At 43.2% G+C, this 18,744-nt stretch carries 8 protein-coding genes and 2 pseudogenes; 7 read left to right on the top strand and 3 right to left on the bottom strand.

The window, feature by feature from the left end:
* Window positions 1–3 precede the first annotated feature (3 nt).
* The 6 genes from H6F50_RS18610 to brxL all read left to right on the top strand — a co-directional run bounded on the left by H6F50_RS18610 (window position 4) and on the right by brxL (window position 11,784).
* Window positions 4–1,269, top strand: a complete 1,266-nt coding sequence (locus tag H6F50_RS18610; protein ID WP_190429844.1) for a hypothetical protein — start codon at window positions 4–6, stop codon at window positions 1,267–1,269.
* On the top strand, window positions 1,262–5,239 hold the full coding sequence (gene pglX / locus H6F50_RS18605) for a BREX-1 system adenine-specific DNA-methyltransferase PglX (protein WP_190429843.1): 3,978 nt from the start codon (window positions 1,262–1,264) through the stop codon (window positions 5,237–5,239). The genes H6F50_RS18610 and pglX overlap by 8 nt, the downstream gene beginning before the upstream one ends.
* On the top strand, window positions 5,233–6,468 hold the full coding sequence (locus H6F50_RS18600; protein WP_190429842.1) for an ATP-binding protein: 1,236 nt from the start codon (window positions 5,233–5,235) through the stop codon (window positions 6,466–6,468). Before pglX ends, H6F50_RS18600 begins: the two co-directional genes overlap by 7 nt.
* Window positions 6,465–7,055, top strand: a complete 591-nt coding sequence (locus tag H6F50_RS18595) for a hypothetical protein (RefSeq protein ID WP_190429841.1) — start codon at window positions 6,465–6,467, stop codon at window positions 7,053–7,055. Before H6F50_RS18600 ends, H6F50_RS18595 begins: the two co-directional genes overlap by 4 nt.
* A gap of 88 nt (window positions 7,056–7,143) precedes the next feature.
* Window positions 7,144–9,738 carry a PglZ domain-containing protein gene (locus tag H6F50_RS28015; RefSeq protein WP_190429840.1) on the top strand — a complete coding sequence of 865 codons (2,595 nt, stop codon included), beginning with the start codon at window positions 7,144–7,146 and terminating at the stop codon, window positions 9,736–9,738.
* A 15-nt stretch (window positions 9,739–9,753) separates the two neighbouring features.
* Window positions 9,754–11,784, top strand: a complete 2,031-nt coding sequence (brxL, locus tag H6F50_RS18585; protein ID WP_190429839.1) for a protease Lon-related BREX system protein BrxL — start codon at window positions 9,754–9,756, stop codon at window positions 11,782–11,784.
* A gap of 56 nt (window positions 11,785–11,840) precedes the next feature.
* Here brxL and H6F50_RS18580 read toward each other — a convergent pair whose 3' ends face one another.
* The 3 genes and pseudogenes from H6F50_RS18580 to H6F50_RS18570 form a co-directional block, all read right to left on the bottom strand.
* Window positions 11,841–13,277 (bottom strand): phospholipase D-like domain-containing protein, encoded by a 1,437-nt coding sequence (locus tag H6F50_RS18580; RefSeq protein ID WP_190429838.1) that lies wholly within the window; start codon window positions 13,275–13,277, stop codon window positions 11,841–11,843.
* 18 nt (window positions 13,278–13,295) lie between these two features.
* Window positions 13,296–16,859 (bottom strand): serine/threonine-protein kinase, encoded by a 3,564-nt coding sequence (locus H6F50_RS18575; RefSeq protein WP_190429837.1) that lies wholly within the window; start codon window positions 16,857–16,859, stop codon window positions 13,296–13,298.
* Window positions 16,860–17,176: 317 nt separating this feature from the next.
* Window positions 17,177–17,712 (bottom strand): annotated as a pseudogene (locus H6F50_RS18570) (IS1 family transposase); the annotation flags it as partial.
* A gap of 318 nt (window positions 17,713–18,030) precedes the next feature.
* Between H6F50_RS18570 and H6F50_RS18565 the strand changes: the two are divergent.
* Window positions 18,031–18,540: pseudogene (locus tag H6F50_RS18565) on the top strand (transposase); the annotation flags it as partial.
* Window positions 18,541–18,744 lie beyond the last annotated feature (204 nt).

Raw genomic sequence — 18,744 nt, 5'->3', positions numbered from 1 at the left:
AAAATGGCTCAACTTGGTGAAGTCTTCGGAATAGCAACTTCAATTCCTAAATATACTTATGTGGATCGGGCGAGTTTAGACAAAAGATTTAGATACTTATTAGGGCGCGATCAACATATCGTTATTTATGGTGCATCAAAGCAAGGTAAGACAATTCTTCGCAAGAAAAATTTACCAGAAAATCAGTGTGTAACTGTTCAATGCCGTTCTAATTCAACCCTCGAACAAATATATGTTGAAATATTAAGACAATTAAATACTCAAATTCCTACAGAAATTACTAATACTCTTACATTTGGAGCCGAGGGCAAAGGAAAAGTCTCCGGGGGGATGAATATTCCATATGTAGCCTCTGGTTCGACTGAACTAGAAGGTAGTGGTAGTGTTGAGAAAGGTTCAGAAAGGGTATATGAACCTGTTGGAATAGGTCCAGATAGTCTTGGATATATTGCTGAAGAAATTAAGAGATCTCAAAAAAGAGTTGTTATTGAAGACTTTCATTATTTACCTGACGACGAAAAGAAGCGATTAGCTTTCGATTTAAAAGCTTTCTGGGATAATTCGGTATTTTTCATCATTATTGGAATCTGGGCAGAGCAAAATCTTCTTACTTACTACAATGGAGATTTAAGTGGACGTGTCAATGAGATAGATGTTCAGTGGACGAACGAAGAACTTCAGGAAGTTCTTAGGCAAGGAGAAGAAGCATTAAACTTTTTATGGCACGATAGTATCCGGCAAGGAATCTTAACCGATGCAAATCAGAATGTGGGTTTATTGCAGAGAATTGCCGAGTCTTACTGCTTTGAAGCCGATATACTTGAAACCCAAGAACAAAGAAAAACTATAACTGACTTAGATGCATTAGATAGATGTCGAAGAAAAATCTGTAATGAAGAATCTGTCCGCTATCGCCAGTTCAGCGAGGCAGTCAGTCGCGGATTTAGGGGTTCAGAATCAAGTGAACTTAAAGTATATCAGCGTATTGTTCGTGTGTGTGTTGAAGCATTGGATGCAGAGCTTTGCAATGGTTTAAATCGTGACGTAATACTGGCTCGTATTAATGAATCAGGTACACAAGTTAGACTTTCAGATTTATCTGCTGCTCTAAACAAGCTCGACAAACTGCAAGCAGACCGCAGCATTACTCCACTCATCATTTCATACAACCCTGATTCTCGAAAAGTTCAGCTAGTAGATCGAGAGCTTTTGTTCTACCGCAATTATGGCAACCCAACTTGGTCATGGGAGGAAACCGAGAATGGATAAGTCCCTGAGAAACACCCTCCGCAACGTTGTTACTCAATGCCGTCGCCTCCTAGAAGAAGCTGTCGCTGAAGTCCTTGAAGGACAGTTTGGCATTTATGCTTCTGGCAAAATAGAGGCGGCTGACCGCATGGGACATCTCTCAGCGGACGATCGCGAATATCGGGAACAGTTGCTCGTTCACTTGCAGCATATCCAGGCAGGGGGGTTCAAAACAAAGGATGCTGTGGAACAACTGGTGCGCGAGGTGGCGTTTACTCATCTCAACCGCTTCTGTGCGTACAAGATGATGGAAACGCGATCGCTAATTCGCAAGGCGGTCAGTGATGGGTTGAAGTCTCAGGGGTTTCTGTTCTATTTAGCTGACTATCCAGAAGAGGAACAACTTTACAACGAGGGGAAGCAGGATGTAGCCTATCGGCATTTTCTGGAATGGTTGGGGGGTACGCTGTCAGAAGAGATTGGCGTGCTGTTTTCGCCTCACGACCCGGCAAATCGACTGTTGCCAACTCAGCGGGTTCTCGACTTGGTGCTGGAGTTGATCAACAGTGAGGAGCTAAAGGATATCTGGGTCGAGGATGAGACGATAGGCTGGGTTTACCAGTATTTTACGCCCAAGGAGTTGCGAGACAAGGCGCGCAAGGAAAGTCAGGCACCGCGTAATTCGTATGAGTTGGCGTTTCGGAATCAGTTCTACACCCCTAGTTATGTGGTGCAGTTTCTCACGGATAACACGTTGGGGCGGATTTGGTACGAAATGCGAAAGGGTGAAACGGTGCTGAAGGAACAGTGCCAATATCTGGTGCGCCGTCCCAATGAGGTGTTTTTGGCTGCTAGCGAGCAGGCTCCGCAGACGAATGGTAGCACGGAGGATTTGTCACAGGAAGAACTGTTAAAGCAGCCTGTCTACATTCCGCACCGACCGAAGAAAGACCCGCGATCGCTCAAAATTCTCGATCCTGCCTGCGGTAGCGGACACTTTTTGCTCTACTGTTTTACTCTGCTGCTGATTATCTACGAGGAAGCTTACGATGACTCACAGTTGGGTTCAGCGTTGCAGCAGGATTACCCAGACCGGGAAGAATATCGGAAAGCTGTACCGGGGTTGATTTTAGCGCACAATCTCCACGGCATTGATATTGACCTGAGAGCAACTCAAATTGCGGCGTTGGCGCTGTGGTTGAGGGCGCAGAAAGCTTATCAGGAGATGGGGATTAAGAAGAATCGCCCTAAGATTACGAAGTCGAATATTGTCTGTGCTGAACCGATGCCAGGAGAGAAAGAACTGCTGGATGAGTTTGTGGCAGAACTTCAACCAAAGGTGTTAGGGCAATTAGTGCGGGTGATGTTCAATAAAATGAAGCTGGCAGGGGAAGCGGGTTCGTTGTTGAACATTGAGGAGGAAATCAAAGACATTGTTGCAGAGGCAAAGCAGCAGTGGAAAACAGAGCAGTTAACCCTATTCCCAGAATATGAACAACCACAACCAGAACAACTGAATCTGTTTGACGTAGCAGATGTTACAGATGAGGAATTTTGGAACCAAGCAGAGACGCGAGTGTTTGAGGCGTTACGGGACTATGCCAATCGCGCAGTGGGTAGTCAGAAACTCTTACGCCAGTTGTTTGCTGGAGATGCGGTTCAAGGATTTGCATTTATCGACATTTGCCGGAAGCGTTTTGATGTGGTGTTGATGAATCCACCGTTTGGTGATGCGACTGAACGCACAGTCGATATTCTTACAGAGCATTTTCCAATTGCTCAGAAAAATCTATATATGGGATTTGTAATAGGGGGATTTAATCGCCTAACTAAAACTGGATTGCTTGGTGCAATTACAGATGCCACATTTATTCATAAGACTAGATATGAAGGCTTTAGACGAAGTTTGTTAAATAACCCAAATCTGAGTCTTCGTCTTATGGCTGCAAATGGTTGGGGGGTGCTGGATTCTTACGTTGAAACAGCATCATTTGTAGTAGCTGCCGCTAATGACCTGCATAGCCTATTTTTCGATATTCGTAATTTGGACGAACAGCGAGATTCTGCTCTTCATGAAGCAATATTTCAACTTAACAGAGGAGAACTTCTAGAAATAACTAAGTTACTTCCTTTAGATGCATTCATACAAGTTTCAAAGAGTGTCTTAGCTTTCTGGCTGCCATCACAGATTTTATCCTCCTATAGAAGAGGACAACCAATTAACCCTAAATTTATTGATGCACGTACTGGAATAGCGTCAGGAGATAATTATCGTTTTTATAAGCTATGGTGGGAAGTTGATGCAAGGCAAATTGGGAGAGATAAAATATGGACTTTTTTGGCGAACGGTGGATATCCATCACCTCTTTATCGCCAACAAATATATGTTGTTAACTATTTTAATAATGGAGCAGAAGTAAAACAATACGTACAAGAAAATTATGGAGGAGAATCTCGGACTATCATTAATCAAAATTATTATTATCGGGCAGGTTTAACTTTTGGCAAACGAACTGAGTCTTTTACCGCCCAATATCTTCCAGAAGACCAAATATTTTCCACTGAAGGGCAAGCTATTTTTCCTAAAAATAATGTAAGTTATGAACCAATATTAGCTTTCCTCAATTCAAGCTTAGTTGCCTATTTACTAAATAGCATAGCAGGACAACATAAGGAAGCAGGATATGTTGGAAGCTTACCTAGTCCTCCTGATGATTTTATAAAGTCTAGCTCTGTGACAAGCTATATACACCGCTCTTATCAACTACTCCTGAATTTAGGTTCAAGCATTCCAGAGTCTCAGTTCTTCTTATCACCATTCGCTCAGATTACTGAAACTATCCCACCTTCAATCATCGACATTTCAAACAGGGCAAAGTCATTTGAGGAAGAATTTGCACAAGCGTTCCTAAGTATCGATTCTTTTCTAGAAAAAAGCATGAGTTTCTCCGAGGAAGCTCCACCCCCCTGGGAACGCAGGCAGTGGTCAATCATTAAAGTCATTTATGAGTCAGAACTATCTGAATTGCCAGGTTTCATTGCGATAGACTTACTTGGTTATGGGGTTGGAACGATATTCGGTCGATGGGATGTTCGCATTGCTAAAAACTTATCACTTGCCCCAATGTTGACTGAACCTCTTGAGGCACTTCCCGTCTGCTCACCAGCTTCGCTTGTTAGCCCAGATGGTTTACCAGCCATCAGCGGCAACATCGTTAGTGAAGAATGGCTCTGCGCCCGACCGAAGGCTAATACACTGCCACCAGAAGGGAGTGTTCAACAACCCACCATTCCTGATTCCGAATACCCCATTGCAATAGATTGGGATGGCATTTTAGTAGACGATCCAGACCACCCTGATGATATTATCCGCCGCGTGCGGGACGTGCTAGAAGTAATCTGGAGCGATAAATCGGAAGCGATCGAAAAAGAAGCCTGCGAAATTCTCGGAATCAAAGACTTGCGAGACTACTTCCGCAAATCTAGCAAAGGTGGTTTCTGGATGGATCACGTCAGTCGCTACACTAAGAGTCGCCGCAAAGCCCCCATTTACTGGCTACTCCAATCCTCCAAGAAAAACTACGCCCTCTGGATTTACTACCACCGATTAGATAAAGATATCCTGTTCAAAGCCCTCATCATCTACGTCGAACCCAAACGGCGCTTAGAAGAAAGCAACCTGGAACAACTTCGCAAAGACAAAGCCACCGCAGGCAATACTGGAAAAGCAGCCAAACAACTCGAAAAACAGATCGACCGTCAAGAAGCCTTAGTCTCCGAACTCCACGACTTTGAAGAAAAACTGCGCCGCGCCGCCAACCTCAACCTCGAACCCGACCTCAATGACGGTGTAGTCCTCAACATCGCCCCCTTGTGGGAATTAGTACCCTGGAATGAAGCCAAGAAATATTGGCAAGAACTAATCGCAGGCAAATACGAGTGGTCTTCCATTGGCAAACAACTCAAGGCTAAGGGGAAAGTCAAATGTTAAAAGAAATACACCTCAAGCAAGTCGGACCTGCGCCTCAATTTGATGTAGAACTTGCCGATAGACTCAATATCTTTACAGGCGATAACGGATTAGGAAAAAGCTTTTTATTGGATGTAATCTGGTATTCTCTAACAGGAACTTGGGCAGACAATCCGGCATTTCCACAACTAACAGAAGGAACGCCCCGAATTTCTTGTAGCTTTATCAATCAAAAAACAGGCGAATCTCAAAGTTTTCTCAGTAATTTTGATTTTGAGGAACAAAAATGGCGCGACCTTACTTGGTCTGCTTCACTAAGGAGTTTAGTCATTTATATCCGCGTCGATAATGGCTTCTCTGTTTTCGACTCAGCCCGCAATCTTTCAAAGGCTTATCATTTTAGTCCTTACACTCTTTGGAACGGATTAAAAGATAATCGTGACCAAGTTTTATGTAATGGTCTTATTCAAGATTGGGTCAAGTGGCAAAACCAACCCGATCGCACAACTTTTCAACTGTTATCTCGCGTCATCGGGAAACTTTCACCCCATGCTAATGAATGGATGGAACCCGGAGAACCGACGCGAATTTCAGTGGAAGATATCCGCGACATTCCCACAATTAAAATGCCCTATGGAACCGTACCAGTTATCCATGCCTCAGCCGGAATGAAGCGCATTTTAGGACTTGCTTATTTACTGGTTTGGACTTGGTACGAACACCTGCAAGCCTCTAGACTGCGTAAAAAACAACCTGTAGAACAAATTTATTTACTAATAGATGAAGTTGAATCTCATCTACATCCGCAATGGCAACGTTCAATTTTGCCAGCCGTTTTAGAAGTCGTGACAGGCTTACAGCAACAAATAAAAATCCAAGCATTCGCTACTACCCATTCTCCCCTAGTACTGGCTTCACTAGAACCGATATTTGATGAAGAAATAGACAGATTATTTTTATTTGAATTGTATGGAGAAGAAGTCACATTAAATGAATTCCCCTGGACTAAACAAGGAGATACTGTCGGCTGGTTAACCTCAGAAATCTTCGGACTCAAACAGGCGCGTTCTAAAGAAGCAGAAATCGCCATAGAAGCCGCCGAAGCCTGGATGCGCGGTGACACTATGAATACCTATCCCGAACACTTGAGAACCCCCTCACAAATTCAGCAAGAACTCGAACGACTTCTCCCCGGACATGACCCCTTCTGGCCTCGTTGGATTGTCACAACGGAGAAACGACGTGCATGATGCGATTTGAAAGAGTGCCAGAACCACCAGAATTCGACCAAAAAGTACGACAGCGAGGAAATGTCTGGTTAGCAAAAAATCCAGATCCAAGAAAGAGATTACCCGATTATTGGTCTGCCTTCAAAAGTTATCTCGCCGATGGTTTCGGCAACCTCTGCGGCTACAGCGCCATGTACGAACCTGTTGGCACTGTAGACCATTACCTGAGTCGCAAGCATTATCGCCATTTAGCCTATGAATGGTCAAATTACCGCTTTGCCTCTGGATGGATTAATAGTAGCAAACAAGAAATTGATGTCCAAGTCCTCGACCCTTTTGAAGTTGAAGATGATTGGTTTGAAATCATCCTCCCTTCCTTGCAATTAGTGCTAACCGATGCCGTACCAGCCCAAGAACGTCAAAGAGCAGAATTTACTCTGGAACGCCTGCACCTGCGGGATGACGAACGAGTCATCCGTCAGCGCCAACAGTGGTATCAGCTTTACCTCGATGGTGACATTACACTGGAAGGACTGGAAAAGAAAGCACCCCTGATTGCCCGTGCCATCAGAAAACAGCAACAGGACAGTTCAGCCAGTCAACAGTAACATCAGTATGGGCAGGTAGGCTCAGAACAGGACGTTATTAATTGGGATGAAGCTAAAAAATATTTTTCGCTCAAAGTGAGACAGCACAGTGGGAATCGTTACCGACTACCTCCACAACCTGATTGCCAAACAAGTCGAAGACCACGGCATTGTCGTTTGGTACGACCCCGAATGCCACTACACTGACATTGTGCCAAGCCTCAAAATTCCCAATACAACCGTCACCAGTTACAAAGACAGCTTTTTTGCCCTGCGCCACGAAGTTAACTCCCTCCTAGACATCAATCGCCTAACCCCTCCCAAGTTAGTGATTTATGTCCCCCTAGACCCCACCGATACTCACAACGCCCTCGTGGAATTAGAAGCGGCTGGCGTCATCATGAGACCCGGTCAGCAGCCTCCCATCCGCAACACCAAACTTTCCGTCATTGCCCGCAACGCCCTCAAACCTATTTTGGGAGACGAGACAACCGCTGCCATTGAGAAACAGGTAGAGGCAGGAAAACTGACCCTAACAGACTTGAATGCGATCGCAGAAAAAGGCGAAGGCATCACCCAAGGTGTCGTTCTCACCATCTTCGGTACTGGCAACCCCCAGGAAGTGGCACTGGCGTTCTTGGAAAGCGATCGCTTTGACACGGATATCATCAATAAAGGCGCTAATCAAGAACTCGCTGTCTTATTACAAAGCGCCTTTGAAGTGGAACTCCCCAGCGACGAACCCCCCAGTGATTACCGCATCCGACTCGCACGCCGCATCCTCACCACTGACCTAATCTCCAACCTCAAAGGCGAAATCCCCACTCAGCTAAGTGGTGTCAAAACTCCCTCAAAACCTGCCACTCGCGACGCCTGCATCCACCTTGCCAGAATCTGGCGACTCCAACGCAACCTCGTAGAAAGCTACATTGATCGCGCCAACCAAGTCGAAAAAGAACTGGGTCTAACAGGGATTGACTTTTCGCGGGAACAAATCGCCGACGCTGAAACCTTCCTCGCCGTAGAACGGGCATTGCAGCGGAATGTTGAGTTAGCCCTCTTGTCAGCGCCAACCGATGAATTAGTCGAAATCGCCCAGAGGCGAAAATCGAGTTTTTGGTCGGAATATCAAGACGTTCAAGCCCATTGGTCGCTAATCGCGGTAGCTGGTCAACTGCTATTAGAAGCGAACCGAATTGAGAAAGAATTAAAATCCTCTGCCGTTGATGTCCAAATCATTTTCAGAGCCTACACCGCTACCGAAGCGCCTTGGTGCTTGCTCGATACCTACCATCGCCAAATGGAACGCCGATGGCATGACTTCGAGTTCAGTCTCCATAAGCGCCATGAAAATTTAGAACAGCTAGTTAACCATGCCAGAAATCGCTACATGACAGTGGGGTCACAGCTAGCAGAAACATTTGTACGTCGATACCAGGCAGCCAAGTTCCGCCTTCCTGGTATCTTACGCCAAACTGAAGTCTTTTTCAAAGCCGTTAAACCCAAATTAGCAGAGGGCAAAACCGCCTATGTATGGGTCGATGCCTTACGCTACGAGATGGCGCGGGAGTTAGCCCAAACCCTAACAGAAGACTATACCTTAGAGATTCAGCCGGCGATCGCCGCCGTCCCCACCATCACCGAAATTGGCATGGCAGCGTTTCTTCCCGGTGCTGTTGAATCTGCCACCGTCGTTGCTGCTGGAGAGAGTAAACTCGGACTTGAAATCAACGGCACTGTCCTCAAAGACCGATCAGGCCGCATCAAATTTCTTCAGGAAAATGCCGGAGTCCCTGTCTTCGCCACTAAATTAGGAGATTTATTACCCAACCCGAAGAAAAAAGAACGAGAGGGTATTGAGAAAGCTAAATTGATTCTTGTCACCTCGCAGGAAATCGATGCGATCGGCGAAGGAGATAACGTGCGTCTCGCCCGTCGGATTATGGATGATATCCTCCACGAACTGCGGCGAGTCTTTCGAGTGTTAAGCGATTTGGGCGTAGAGACAATTATTTTCGCCGCCGATCACGGCTACCTCTTTGGTGAAGAACTCAGTGACGACCAAAAAATCGCTGCCCCTGGCGGAGAGACGGCTGACCTGCATCGGCGCGTCTGGGTTGGTCGTGGAGGAACCGCTGATGCCGCATATCTTCGCGCCAAACTCACCGATTTTGGGTTGGGTGGAGATTTAGAGATTGCCACACCCTGGAATCTCAGTTGCTTCAAAGTTAAAGGTGGGACAGAAGCTTATTTTCATGGTGGCTTGTCACCCCAGGAACTGATTATCCCCGTTGTCACCTTAACACCCAAGCAAAAGCTAACTGTCGGTCTGTTCAGCGAGGTGGATTGGGAAATAAAACCCAGCAAACCAAAGATTACAAATCGCTTCTTTTCCGTGCAGATTCAAGGAACTGCCACCAGTTTGTTTGAACTGATCCCGCCCAAGGTGCGAGTCGAGGTGCGGGTGAAGAAAGAGTGTATTTCCCGACCTGTCAGTGCATCCTATGGGTTTGAAGATGCCACAGGCGACGTACAATTAACGCTTTGTGCCGATGGCTCAAGAGCGATCGAATCCAATACGGTTACCTTAATGATTGCAGAAACCGAGCCAAGCAAGAAAGAAGTCTCAATTCATCTGCTGGACGCCATCACTGGGGCAGAACTGGCACGAATCGCGAAGATAGAAATGGCGATCGCCATTTAGTAAGGAGAAGATTTAATGCCGGAACTAGACGCTAAAGCAGCATCGGTATTTGCAGGAAAAGTCGTTCGCAAAGACTTGGTGCGAAAAGTCAAAGTTGGAGTGAATGTTCCGGTGTTTGTCCTGGAATACTTGCTAGGCAAGTACTGTGCCACCGATGACCCCTTTGCCATCGATGCTGGTTTGAAAGTCGTCAATTCCACCCTGGCGGAAAACTTCGTTCGCCCCGACGAAGCAAACAAAATTCAATCCCTAGTGCGGGAGAAAGGGCGCTACACCCTCATTGACAAAATCAAAGTCCGCTACCTCTCCGACGACGACAAGTACTGGGCAGAATTTACCAACTTCGGTCACAAATACGTCCATATCCCCGAACGCTACATTCGAGATTATGACCGACTGCTCATGGGTGGCATCTGGGCGCAGGTAGACTTGCGTCACGAGTACGATGAGGAAGCAACCGGGAAGAAGCGCAGCCCTTTTTGGATTGACAGCATCAAGCCCATACAGCTAGCGTCTTTTGACCTTGACGAATATCGTGAGTGCCGTTCACAGTTTACCACTGATGAATGGATCGATCTGCTCGTTCGTAGCATCGGACTAGAACCCTCTCATTTTGACCGCCGACTCAAGTTGCTATTTCTCGTACGGCTCATCCCCTTATGCGAACAAAACTATAATCTGGTAGAACTCGGCCCCCGTGGCACTGGGAAGTCCTATGCCTATCAAGAACTCAGCCCCTATGTCATTCTGTTGACTGGTCCTACCACCGTAGCCAACCTCTTCTACAACATGGCAACGGGTAAGATGGGACTGATGGGACTGTGGGACGCAGTGGCGTTTGACGAAGTGGCAGACCTGCAAAAAATGCCCAAGGAAGTTGTCACTACCCTTAAGACCTACTGCGAGTCCGGGACGTTCGCCAGAGGTAAGGAGGCGCTGTCGGGAAGTGCGTCCCTTGCTATGTTTGGCAATACCAACCAGCCTGTTGAAGTTATGGTGCGCTCGTCGCATCTGTTTACGCCTATGCCGGACGTAATTCGAGAGGACATGGCTTTCCTCGATCGTATCCATTTCTATATTCCCGGCTGGGAAGTGCCGAAGATGCGGATTGAGTTCTTCACCGACCACTACGGTTTTGTCGTGGACTATCTAGCCGAAGCCCTGCGCGAACTACGCCGCCATAACTTTACAGAGATTAGCGATCGCTACTTTTCAATGGGGTCGCACCTCAATGCCCGCGACGTAAAGGCTGTCCGCAAGACCGTTGCTGGCTTGGTCAAATTAATCCACCCAAGCGGGGAGGTAGAAAAAGAGGACTTGGCAGAATTGGTAGAGTTGGCTTTGGAAGGTCGCCGTCGCGTGAAGGAGCAATTGAAGAAGATGGGTTCCTTCGAGTATCACCAAACTTCATTCTCCTATATCGATACCGAAACTCGCGAAGAACGTTACGTTGGCGTACCCGAAGAAGGCGGACGAGACTTAATCTCCACCGACCCCCTAGCCCCCGGTTCCGTTTATGTCGCTTCCGTGGATGACCAGGGCAAGGTAGGACTGTACCGATTGGAAGTGGGATGTTCTGCGGGGACAGGCAAGTTAAGAGTTGCTGGTGGTATCGACAGCATAATGAAGGAATCCATCCAACGGGCTTTTGCCTATATCCAGGGTCACAAAGTTAATATGGGAATTGCTCAAGCGATCGCAACAACAGATTTTCACGTTGAAGCTATTGACCTGTTAACCAACCGCGTCTCTTGCGAGGCTGGAGTAGGTTTATTGGTGGCAATTTACTCAGCTATTAAAAAGCATTCTGTGCAGCCAGGACTGTTTATTTTGGGAGACCTCAGCATTCAAGGTAATATCAAAGCGGTTCGTTCTCTGGCTGAACCTCTGCAACTGGGGATGGAGAATGGGGCGCGACGGGCTTTAATTCCAATTGAGAATAAGCGCTACTTTTTAGAGGTGTCGGCAGACATCATGGAACGAGTCGATCCAATCTTCTACAGTGACCCCCTGACGGCAGCAATGAAGGCGTTAGGCGTGAACTGACGGCGTAACAGTCGTAGAAGTCTAGTTAAATCCAGAGTTACCGCTAAACAAACCTCCTAAAATGCAAGTGAAAGTCCACTTTGAAATAGACTTTCAACAGTTTCTTTATCTCTAAGAACAACACCTAACTCATCCCTATAAGTCAGACTAGGGTCAGCTCTAAAAGATAAAAAGTTAAAACTCGTTACTATGCCAAATTTATCATCACACACTATAATCTTGCGGTGAGTATTTTTTACTTTTTCAAACCGAAAATTTTTGTAAGAATCAGCTAAATTCTCTAGTTTTTTAAGAGCAGAAGGGTCATTTTGCTGACCCCATCCGCTTTTTTGCTTTATCCCGTACAGAATATAAACTTTAATCTTTCTCTTTAATGTTTCTTCTAAAATAAATAGGAATTCATTATCAACTACATTACTACGTATCCAAGGAGAAACTATCATTAACCTATTTTTTACTTCTTTCAAAGCTTCAAAAAGATAATCTCTATGTTCTGACGTATGAAGTATTTCTGATATCTTAGTCTGAGTTTTTATTTCATTTAGTTGTTTCTTTAAAGCCATTCTTTGCTCGGTAAATGACTGGCTTTTTATCTCCATAAAAGAATCGTTTTCATTGAGCGCACTGATTTTTACACTAAGTCTTTCTACAGCCTGAATATCATCCTTACGAATACCAATAACTTCCTCAGATAAGGCTTGTTCAATTTGAACATCCTCTTCCTCGTTATTAGTTTCAAATCGGAGAATATAATCAAGTACTTTTTGCCCTTGAGCATACAACTTTTCTATAGTTTTTCTGTAATCCACCTGAATAGTATTTCTTGAGAAAGTTTCATATCCTACCTCATTATCATCTGGATTATTCTTATAAAATACCAGTATGACCTCGTGCCACTGCGTATAAACCTTTTCAAAGTTATTAACTTGAATTAGCTCAACTCGATTCCGGTTATTTTGCGTTCCTAAAGCTTTTTCAATTTCCTCATAGTAGTCAACAACATCTTCTATGTGTCCTTTTCTGGGTTTACGAATAACTCCTTTCAAGCAGTTAGCATCAATCTTACCTACTTGGTTCAGTTTAAAGTAGTCGTAGACTTTCCCGTTTAAAGCATCTATGTAAAAAGTTTGTGTTTCTGAAACTGTATCCAATACTATCTGCCGAGCAAGAGCGTCTAATCCTAGCTCAGTAACTACTAGCTTCTCTTCCCTTTTCACAATGCCCTTTGAGATGAGACCCGACAGTACCTTCTCAACGAAATGATTATCAACTCCCAAAAAGCTAGAAATTTCCCTTCTGTCAGATAAACCATGCGTGATGCACTTAATAACAAATTCTTCTTGAAGTTCCAGTGTTCTATTAGATAAATACGTTAAATCAAGTCTCACTAAATAAAAGGGATAACCAATTGTTTTATAATCAATTACTATAGCTTCTGGAAGAGAATGATATTTCCTAATTTTACTTTCAAAATCTGCTGCTACATTCATCATGTTTTTCGCTTTAAGGGATTATTTGATAAATTCACTAGCAACCACTCTTGTACAAACCTTCGAGTGGTTATCAATATACTCAATTAGTGGCTTGAAGGGATTAGGTAACCTGTTGGGAGTTCTACCTTCATAAGCCATTACATCATTACCTACTATGAACAATAGTTGCTTGGCACGAGACAAAGCTACATTCAATCGTCTGTCATCAGATGTAAATCCTAACAGTTTGTCTTTATTACTTCTCACTAAGTCGTAGATGATGATGTCACATTCTCTGCCTTGAAAGGCATCAACTGTATGTATAGCTATATGCAGATTTTTCCAGAGTTTTTTGTCTTGAGGGGCAATTGCTGCCTCCAAGGTACTTATTTGCGAAGCATAACCGGCTATAATGCCAACCTCTTTAACCAGATTATTTGACTCACAATCCTGTTGAATTTTGTCCAGTATAGCGTTGATCAGATTAGCTTCGTACCTATTGCTGTAGCTAGTTCCACTCTTTCTTTCATGCACCTTTTCGATTGGCTTGACATTGCTTGTGGTTACCCAGTAGATGCATTTATCAAATTGACTCAACTGGTGTTGTTTATCATTAGAGTCAACAAGCTGGCTTGAAACCTGTTTATCATAAAACAACGTACTAACCAAACTCCCGATATCAGGATGCATTCTGTACTGATGGTTTAGAGTTATTTTCTTTGCCTTGGGGAGTTCCTCATACAGGTATTCAAAGAGGCTTATTTCAAGCGCTCTTTTTTGAATATCATGCTCGCTCAATGCTCGCTTTTGCAATTCTCTATCAATAATCGGTGGCAACTGCTTGTGGTCGCCAACTAATATTATTTTTTTTCCCCTTGACATTGGGACAAATGTTTCAGGTGCAGTAGACCTGCCCGCCTCGTCAACAATCACCCAATCAAATTTAAGGTCTTTGAGGTTGGCAATACCTAGGCAGGTAGCTCCAACTACATTAACGCCATCAAGGAAAATAGAGACTAAATCAATTTGCTTTCTCTTTAGCCTTTCATTCCACTCTTCCTTCAACTTCTTTAATTTTAAAAAGTTTTTATAGTTCTCATTTTCGTCTCCCAAAACGGCTTGCAACCTACTATACTCTTGATTGATCCAGTCGGAAAGTTGCTTGTTTTCCGGGTATTCTATACCAAAATTTTCTACATACTTCTTGATAGAGGAAAGTATATTTTCCTCCAACAACAGCTTTTCGTATATCAGTTCACAGGCATTATCAGCAGCCTGTTGAGAAGATGTATTAACTGGAGATATTACTAATTCTGAATTGAAGCGGTGTACGGTTTTCGTAATCTGTTCTGCAATATGCCGGAGTTGTTCGCATAGTGCATTGACTGACTCTATATCCGATATTTTCTTAACTCCTAAAAGCATTTCATCATGCTGTTGTTCATACTCTTGCCAATAAGCATATGAGTTTTTTTGAATAGAATCCTGCCAGTTGATAATCGCTTTTTCTATCTCAAACTTTCTTGCATCATCCTCAATTTTTTCTTCTCTACCAATCCTCAATAGTCTCATATCTCTGGAGTCTATTTTAATGCTGGACAGCCGAGTCAACACATTGTCTACAGCAATATTCGACTGAGAAGAAATTAAGATTTTATCATTGGGATATCGACTTAATATTTGCAGTACTATTTCTGTTATTACAGAGGTTTTGCCTGTACCTGGCGGACCTTGAATTAAAAATATATCTTCAGTTGCCAATGCCTTACAAACAGCTTCTTGCTGCGAACTATCAAGTTTTTCGTTAAAAAAGCGGTTGATTATCAAAGGGTCTACCGGAGGTATATTGGTTGGTTCGGATATCACTTTGCATAAAGCAGTGTTTTCGGAGTCCCCATACCTGATTGCTCTCAGAGCTTTACGTCGGCGTCCAATTTCAGATTCTTGTGCTTTTAAATTTGTTTCAATTTTTCCCTTATCCAGGAGCAATTCAAATAGGTCAGGATTGCAAAAATCCCCGATACTGATATGCAACCTTTCAACATATTCACCAGTCTTTGACTTATCTCCATCAATTATGTCTCCTACCGACCACTGGCTCTCCCGGTACGGTGGTGATTGTTTCTTGACAGAAATAGTTACTGGCAATGGGGGTGACGTTATCTTTTCAAATTCGTCTAAAGAGAGTGGGTTTTTCAAGGTGATAATTAGTCGTTGATTATCACTGTCATAGTTAGCCTCCGAATACGCGAAACTCTGCTTCCTTTCGTCAATTATCTTTTCTTCAATGTCAATAACACTTTGCCATCGACTAAAGGTAGTATCTACTCCCTTGTTACTTTCTATCTCATTGCTGACTTGTTGCTCTTTCTGCAAAATATGGCTTACCAAGTCACTTAGGTCATTCTGCCTCCTCTGATTACCACCCAGCTCTACAATAGGGTCAATCTTGACTACTACTCCATTCTCAAACAACCTTTCTGACTGTTGCGGATTAACAAAACTAATTTCATCAAACAAGACAATTTCATTGGGATTATCTAGGTTAATAAAACCCCTATAGATGTAAGATGTTGTGTCTACTCCGATTTCAACAGTGAGTCTTTTTTGTTGTTCTTCTTTGCCTTTAATTTTGATAATATGTATAATATCTGAGTTAGTTTTAAGCTTTGACTCAACATCTCGTTTGATTTTAAGGGAATGTCCGTCGTATTTATTTAAGTTTGAAATTTTCTCCTTCAATTTAGGAGTTAAACTAAATACGATAGTTAACTTGTTAGACAAATCTTCCTTGATACTGCTAAGAAGTCTTCTGATTTCATCTATCTTTGGTCGATTTTCACGAACAACGTCTGTTGCTCTTATCAAAATCTCACTTAGCGAGTCTCTTAAGGAGTTTGCAACATTCAGACTAGCTAGGGCGGAGTTATACAAAATTTCCTTATTACGCTCCTCCCTAAATTCAGTCCTTGCCTCATCAGTGGACAATAAATATAGAAGTGTCATTCCCAAGGAGTATATATCAGAATCTCTAGAAACTCCTCTAAGTTCAATCTGTTCAGGTGAAGCGAATAAGGGCGTATGATAACTTCTTATAGTATTGGTTAAGAGGGTAGTTGTAATGATAGAAATACCAAAATCCAGAACTTTTGCCACAGGTTGTTCGCTCTTTTCTACAACCATGATGTTATCGGGCTTTATATCTCTATGGATTACATCCTTAGAGTGAGCATGACTTACTGCGTCTATAAGTTGAAGAAATAAATCAACTTTGGTCTTTAGGTCAATTCCCTTATCAAAATAGTTTTTGCTAGTTTCCCCTTCTAAGTACTCCAAAACCAAGTAAACGAGCTTGTGACTCTGCTCATAACCATCTTCAATAAATTTAACTATGCTCTCATGACTTAACCGCTTTAGAGTTTGTGTTTCTCGTTCTAAAAGTTTAAGGGCAGATTGGTCTTCCGTAGAAATTGTTTTAATTGCATAAAGTTCGTTAGTAGAAAGCTTTTTGGCTAGATATACAGTTCCAGTTCCTCCACTTCCAAGTTCACCTTTTATAAGGTATTTGCCACCAATTATCTCGTTAATCATTTTGACAGACATATAATCTTAGATCCAAAACTTAATACAACTAGGTGAGATATTGGTTGAAACCAGTACTCTCTTGGTTTCTTAGTTTAGTTTCTTTAGCCCTAAAGTATAAAATTATCTATTTTGGTATTGCTACGACAACCGAGAAACTACGAACAGAAAAGAAGCTGTGATGCTTTCATCAGTAAATTTATTGACGTTCTGTTACCCTTATTTATAATAAGGGGTGCAGAAAGCAGCAATACCTGCCTCTTCTCCCCGTTTTTGCCAGATGAACAGCATTGTCTGAGAGGTAAACTGATCGCGGCGTTGCATAATATAGGTATGAATCAGGCTGGAACAGGAACATCCCAGAATTTGAGATAGTAAAGTAGCAACCGAATAGAGTATAGAGTGTCTGAGCATTTCCTCCGACGCGAGAATAGCCCAGAGTCTTGCGATGCAGTCGAGCTAGTTTATGACGCAATCGTGTGTTTTCACCTTCCACTCGCGTCATGTCGGTCTTACTAACAATCTGGTCGCCATCGGGAATAAAATCAGGATACACTGACCAGCCATCAGTGATATAGAAATAGCATTGCCATGCCCCCACAATCGTTCATAAAGGTCGAAACGTTTCGCCACTATGGTCGCCCAAAACCCAGCAAAAAATTCCTTGCTTAAAGTGGTTAACTGCTGTCCGAAGCCAGATTTTGTTTTTTTTTGAGCCAATAAAGGTTTCTAATTCATCAAACTCACCAACCTCAGGAACCGTCTCCGCCAGGTTACTATCAGGCAGTAGTTTTCCCACTTGCTTAACTCAAGTAATCACGGTGGTGTGATGCACACGTTTAACTCGTTCAATGCCCCGAAAGCCCATACCATTACATCTTTAATTTCCCTGAATTCATACTCTTATTATGCAACGCCGAAAGTCTTTGAGTCCGCAGAGCGGAATTTCGGTTTCCCAACCTTCAAATATCACCAAAGAGCTGAAACCATGTTTCAGTTAGATCAGCATCTCTCCTATAGAATGCCTAATACTACCCTGTAGTTAGGCACTCCGTTCATGTTTATCCGAACCAAAATAATTAAAGGACAACCTTACCGTTACCTGGTCGAAACTTATATCCCTCTTCTGTCACTTTCCGAGGATTCTGAATAAAAGGATTAAAAGAAAAAACTCTGGAAGGTAAGCAGGAAAATGGATGTAGAATTACAAATTCTGAAACATTTGGCAAGAGACGCCCACCCAACAGTTGCGCTCATAGATGAATATTGTGCAGAGTATCAAGATTTATTTAAAGAAGTGAGAAATTATGAGTGCTTTAAATATTTGCACTTAGGAATAATCTCCCCAATCAAAAGAAAATCATTACCAGAAATTGCCAAAGTAGTAAGTATAAACTCTGCTCAATCATTACATCATTTTATAGCCAATTCAGATTGGTCAGTAAATGAATTAAAAATCCGAAGATTAAACAAAATCAAGAGAGCATTAAAGGGAAATAGAATTACGCTAGTAATAGATGAAACCGGCGATAGAAAAAAAGGTAAAAAAACTGATTACGTGGCCAGACAATATTTGGGAAGCGTGGGGAAAATAGATAATGGGATAGTTTCAGTCAATGCTTATGGAGTTTACGCTAATATAACTTTTCCATTAATTGTAAAGGTATTTAAACCAAAAAGAACATTAAAAGAGTTAGATAAGTAGCTGGGGCTAATTAAATATAAGATGGGAGGGGTTCTCTAAACGGAGTTTTCCCTTATTTATGCCGGCTCCGATTCGGATTATCTTAAGTGAAGCAGAGGACTCAATGTTAAGCGAGTTGCGAGTTGCTCAAACCGTGCCGCAACGGACGCGCGACCGCGCCCACATGATCCGCTTAAATGCACAGGGGTGGAATGTCCCTGC

The organism is Coleofasciculus sp. FACHB-712, assembly GCF_014695635.1.
GTDB lineage: Bacteria > Cyanobacteriota > Cyanobacteriia > Cyanobacteriales > FACHB-T130 > FACHB-T130.
The sequence above is the reverse complement of the archived record's forward strand: the minus strand, read 5'-3'. Positions and strand labels throughout refer to the sequence as shown.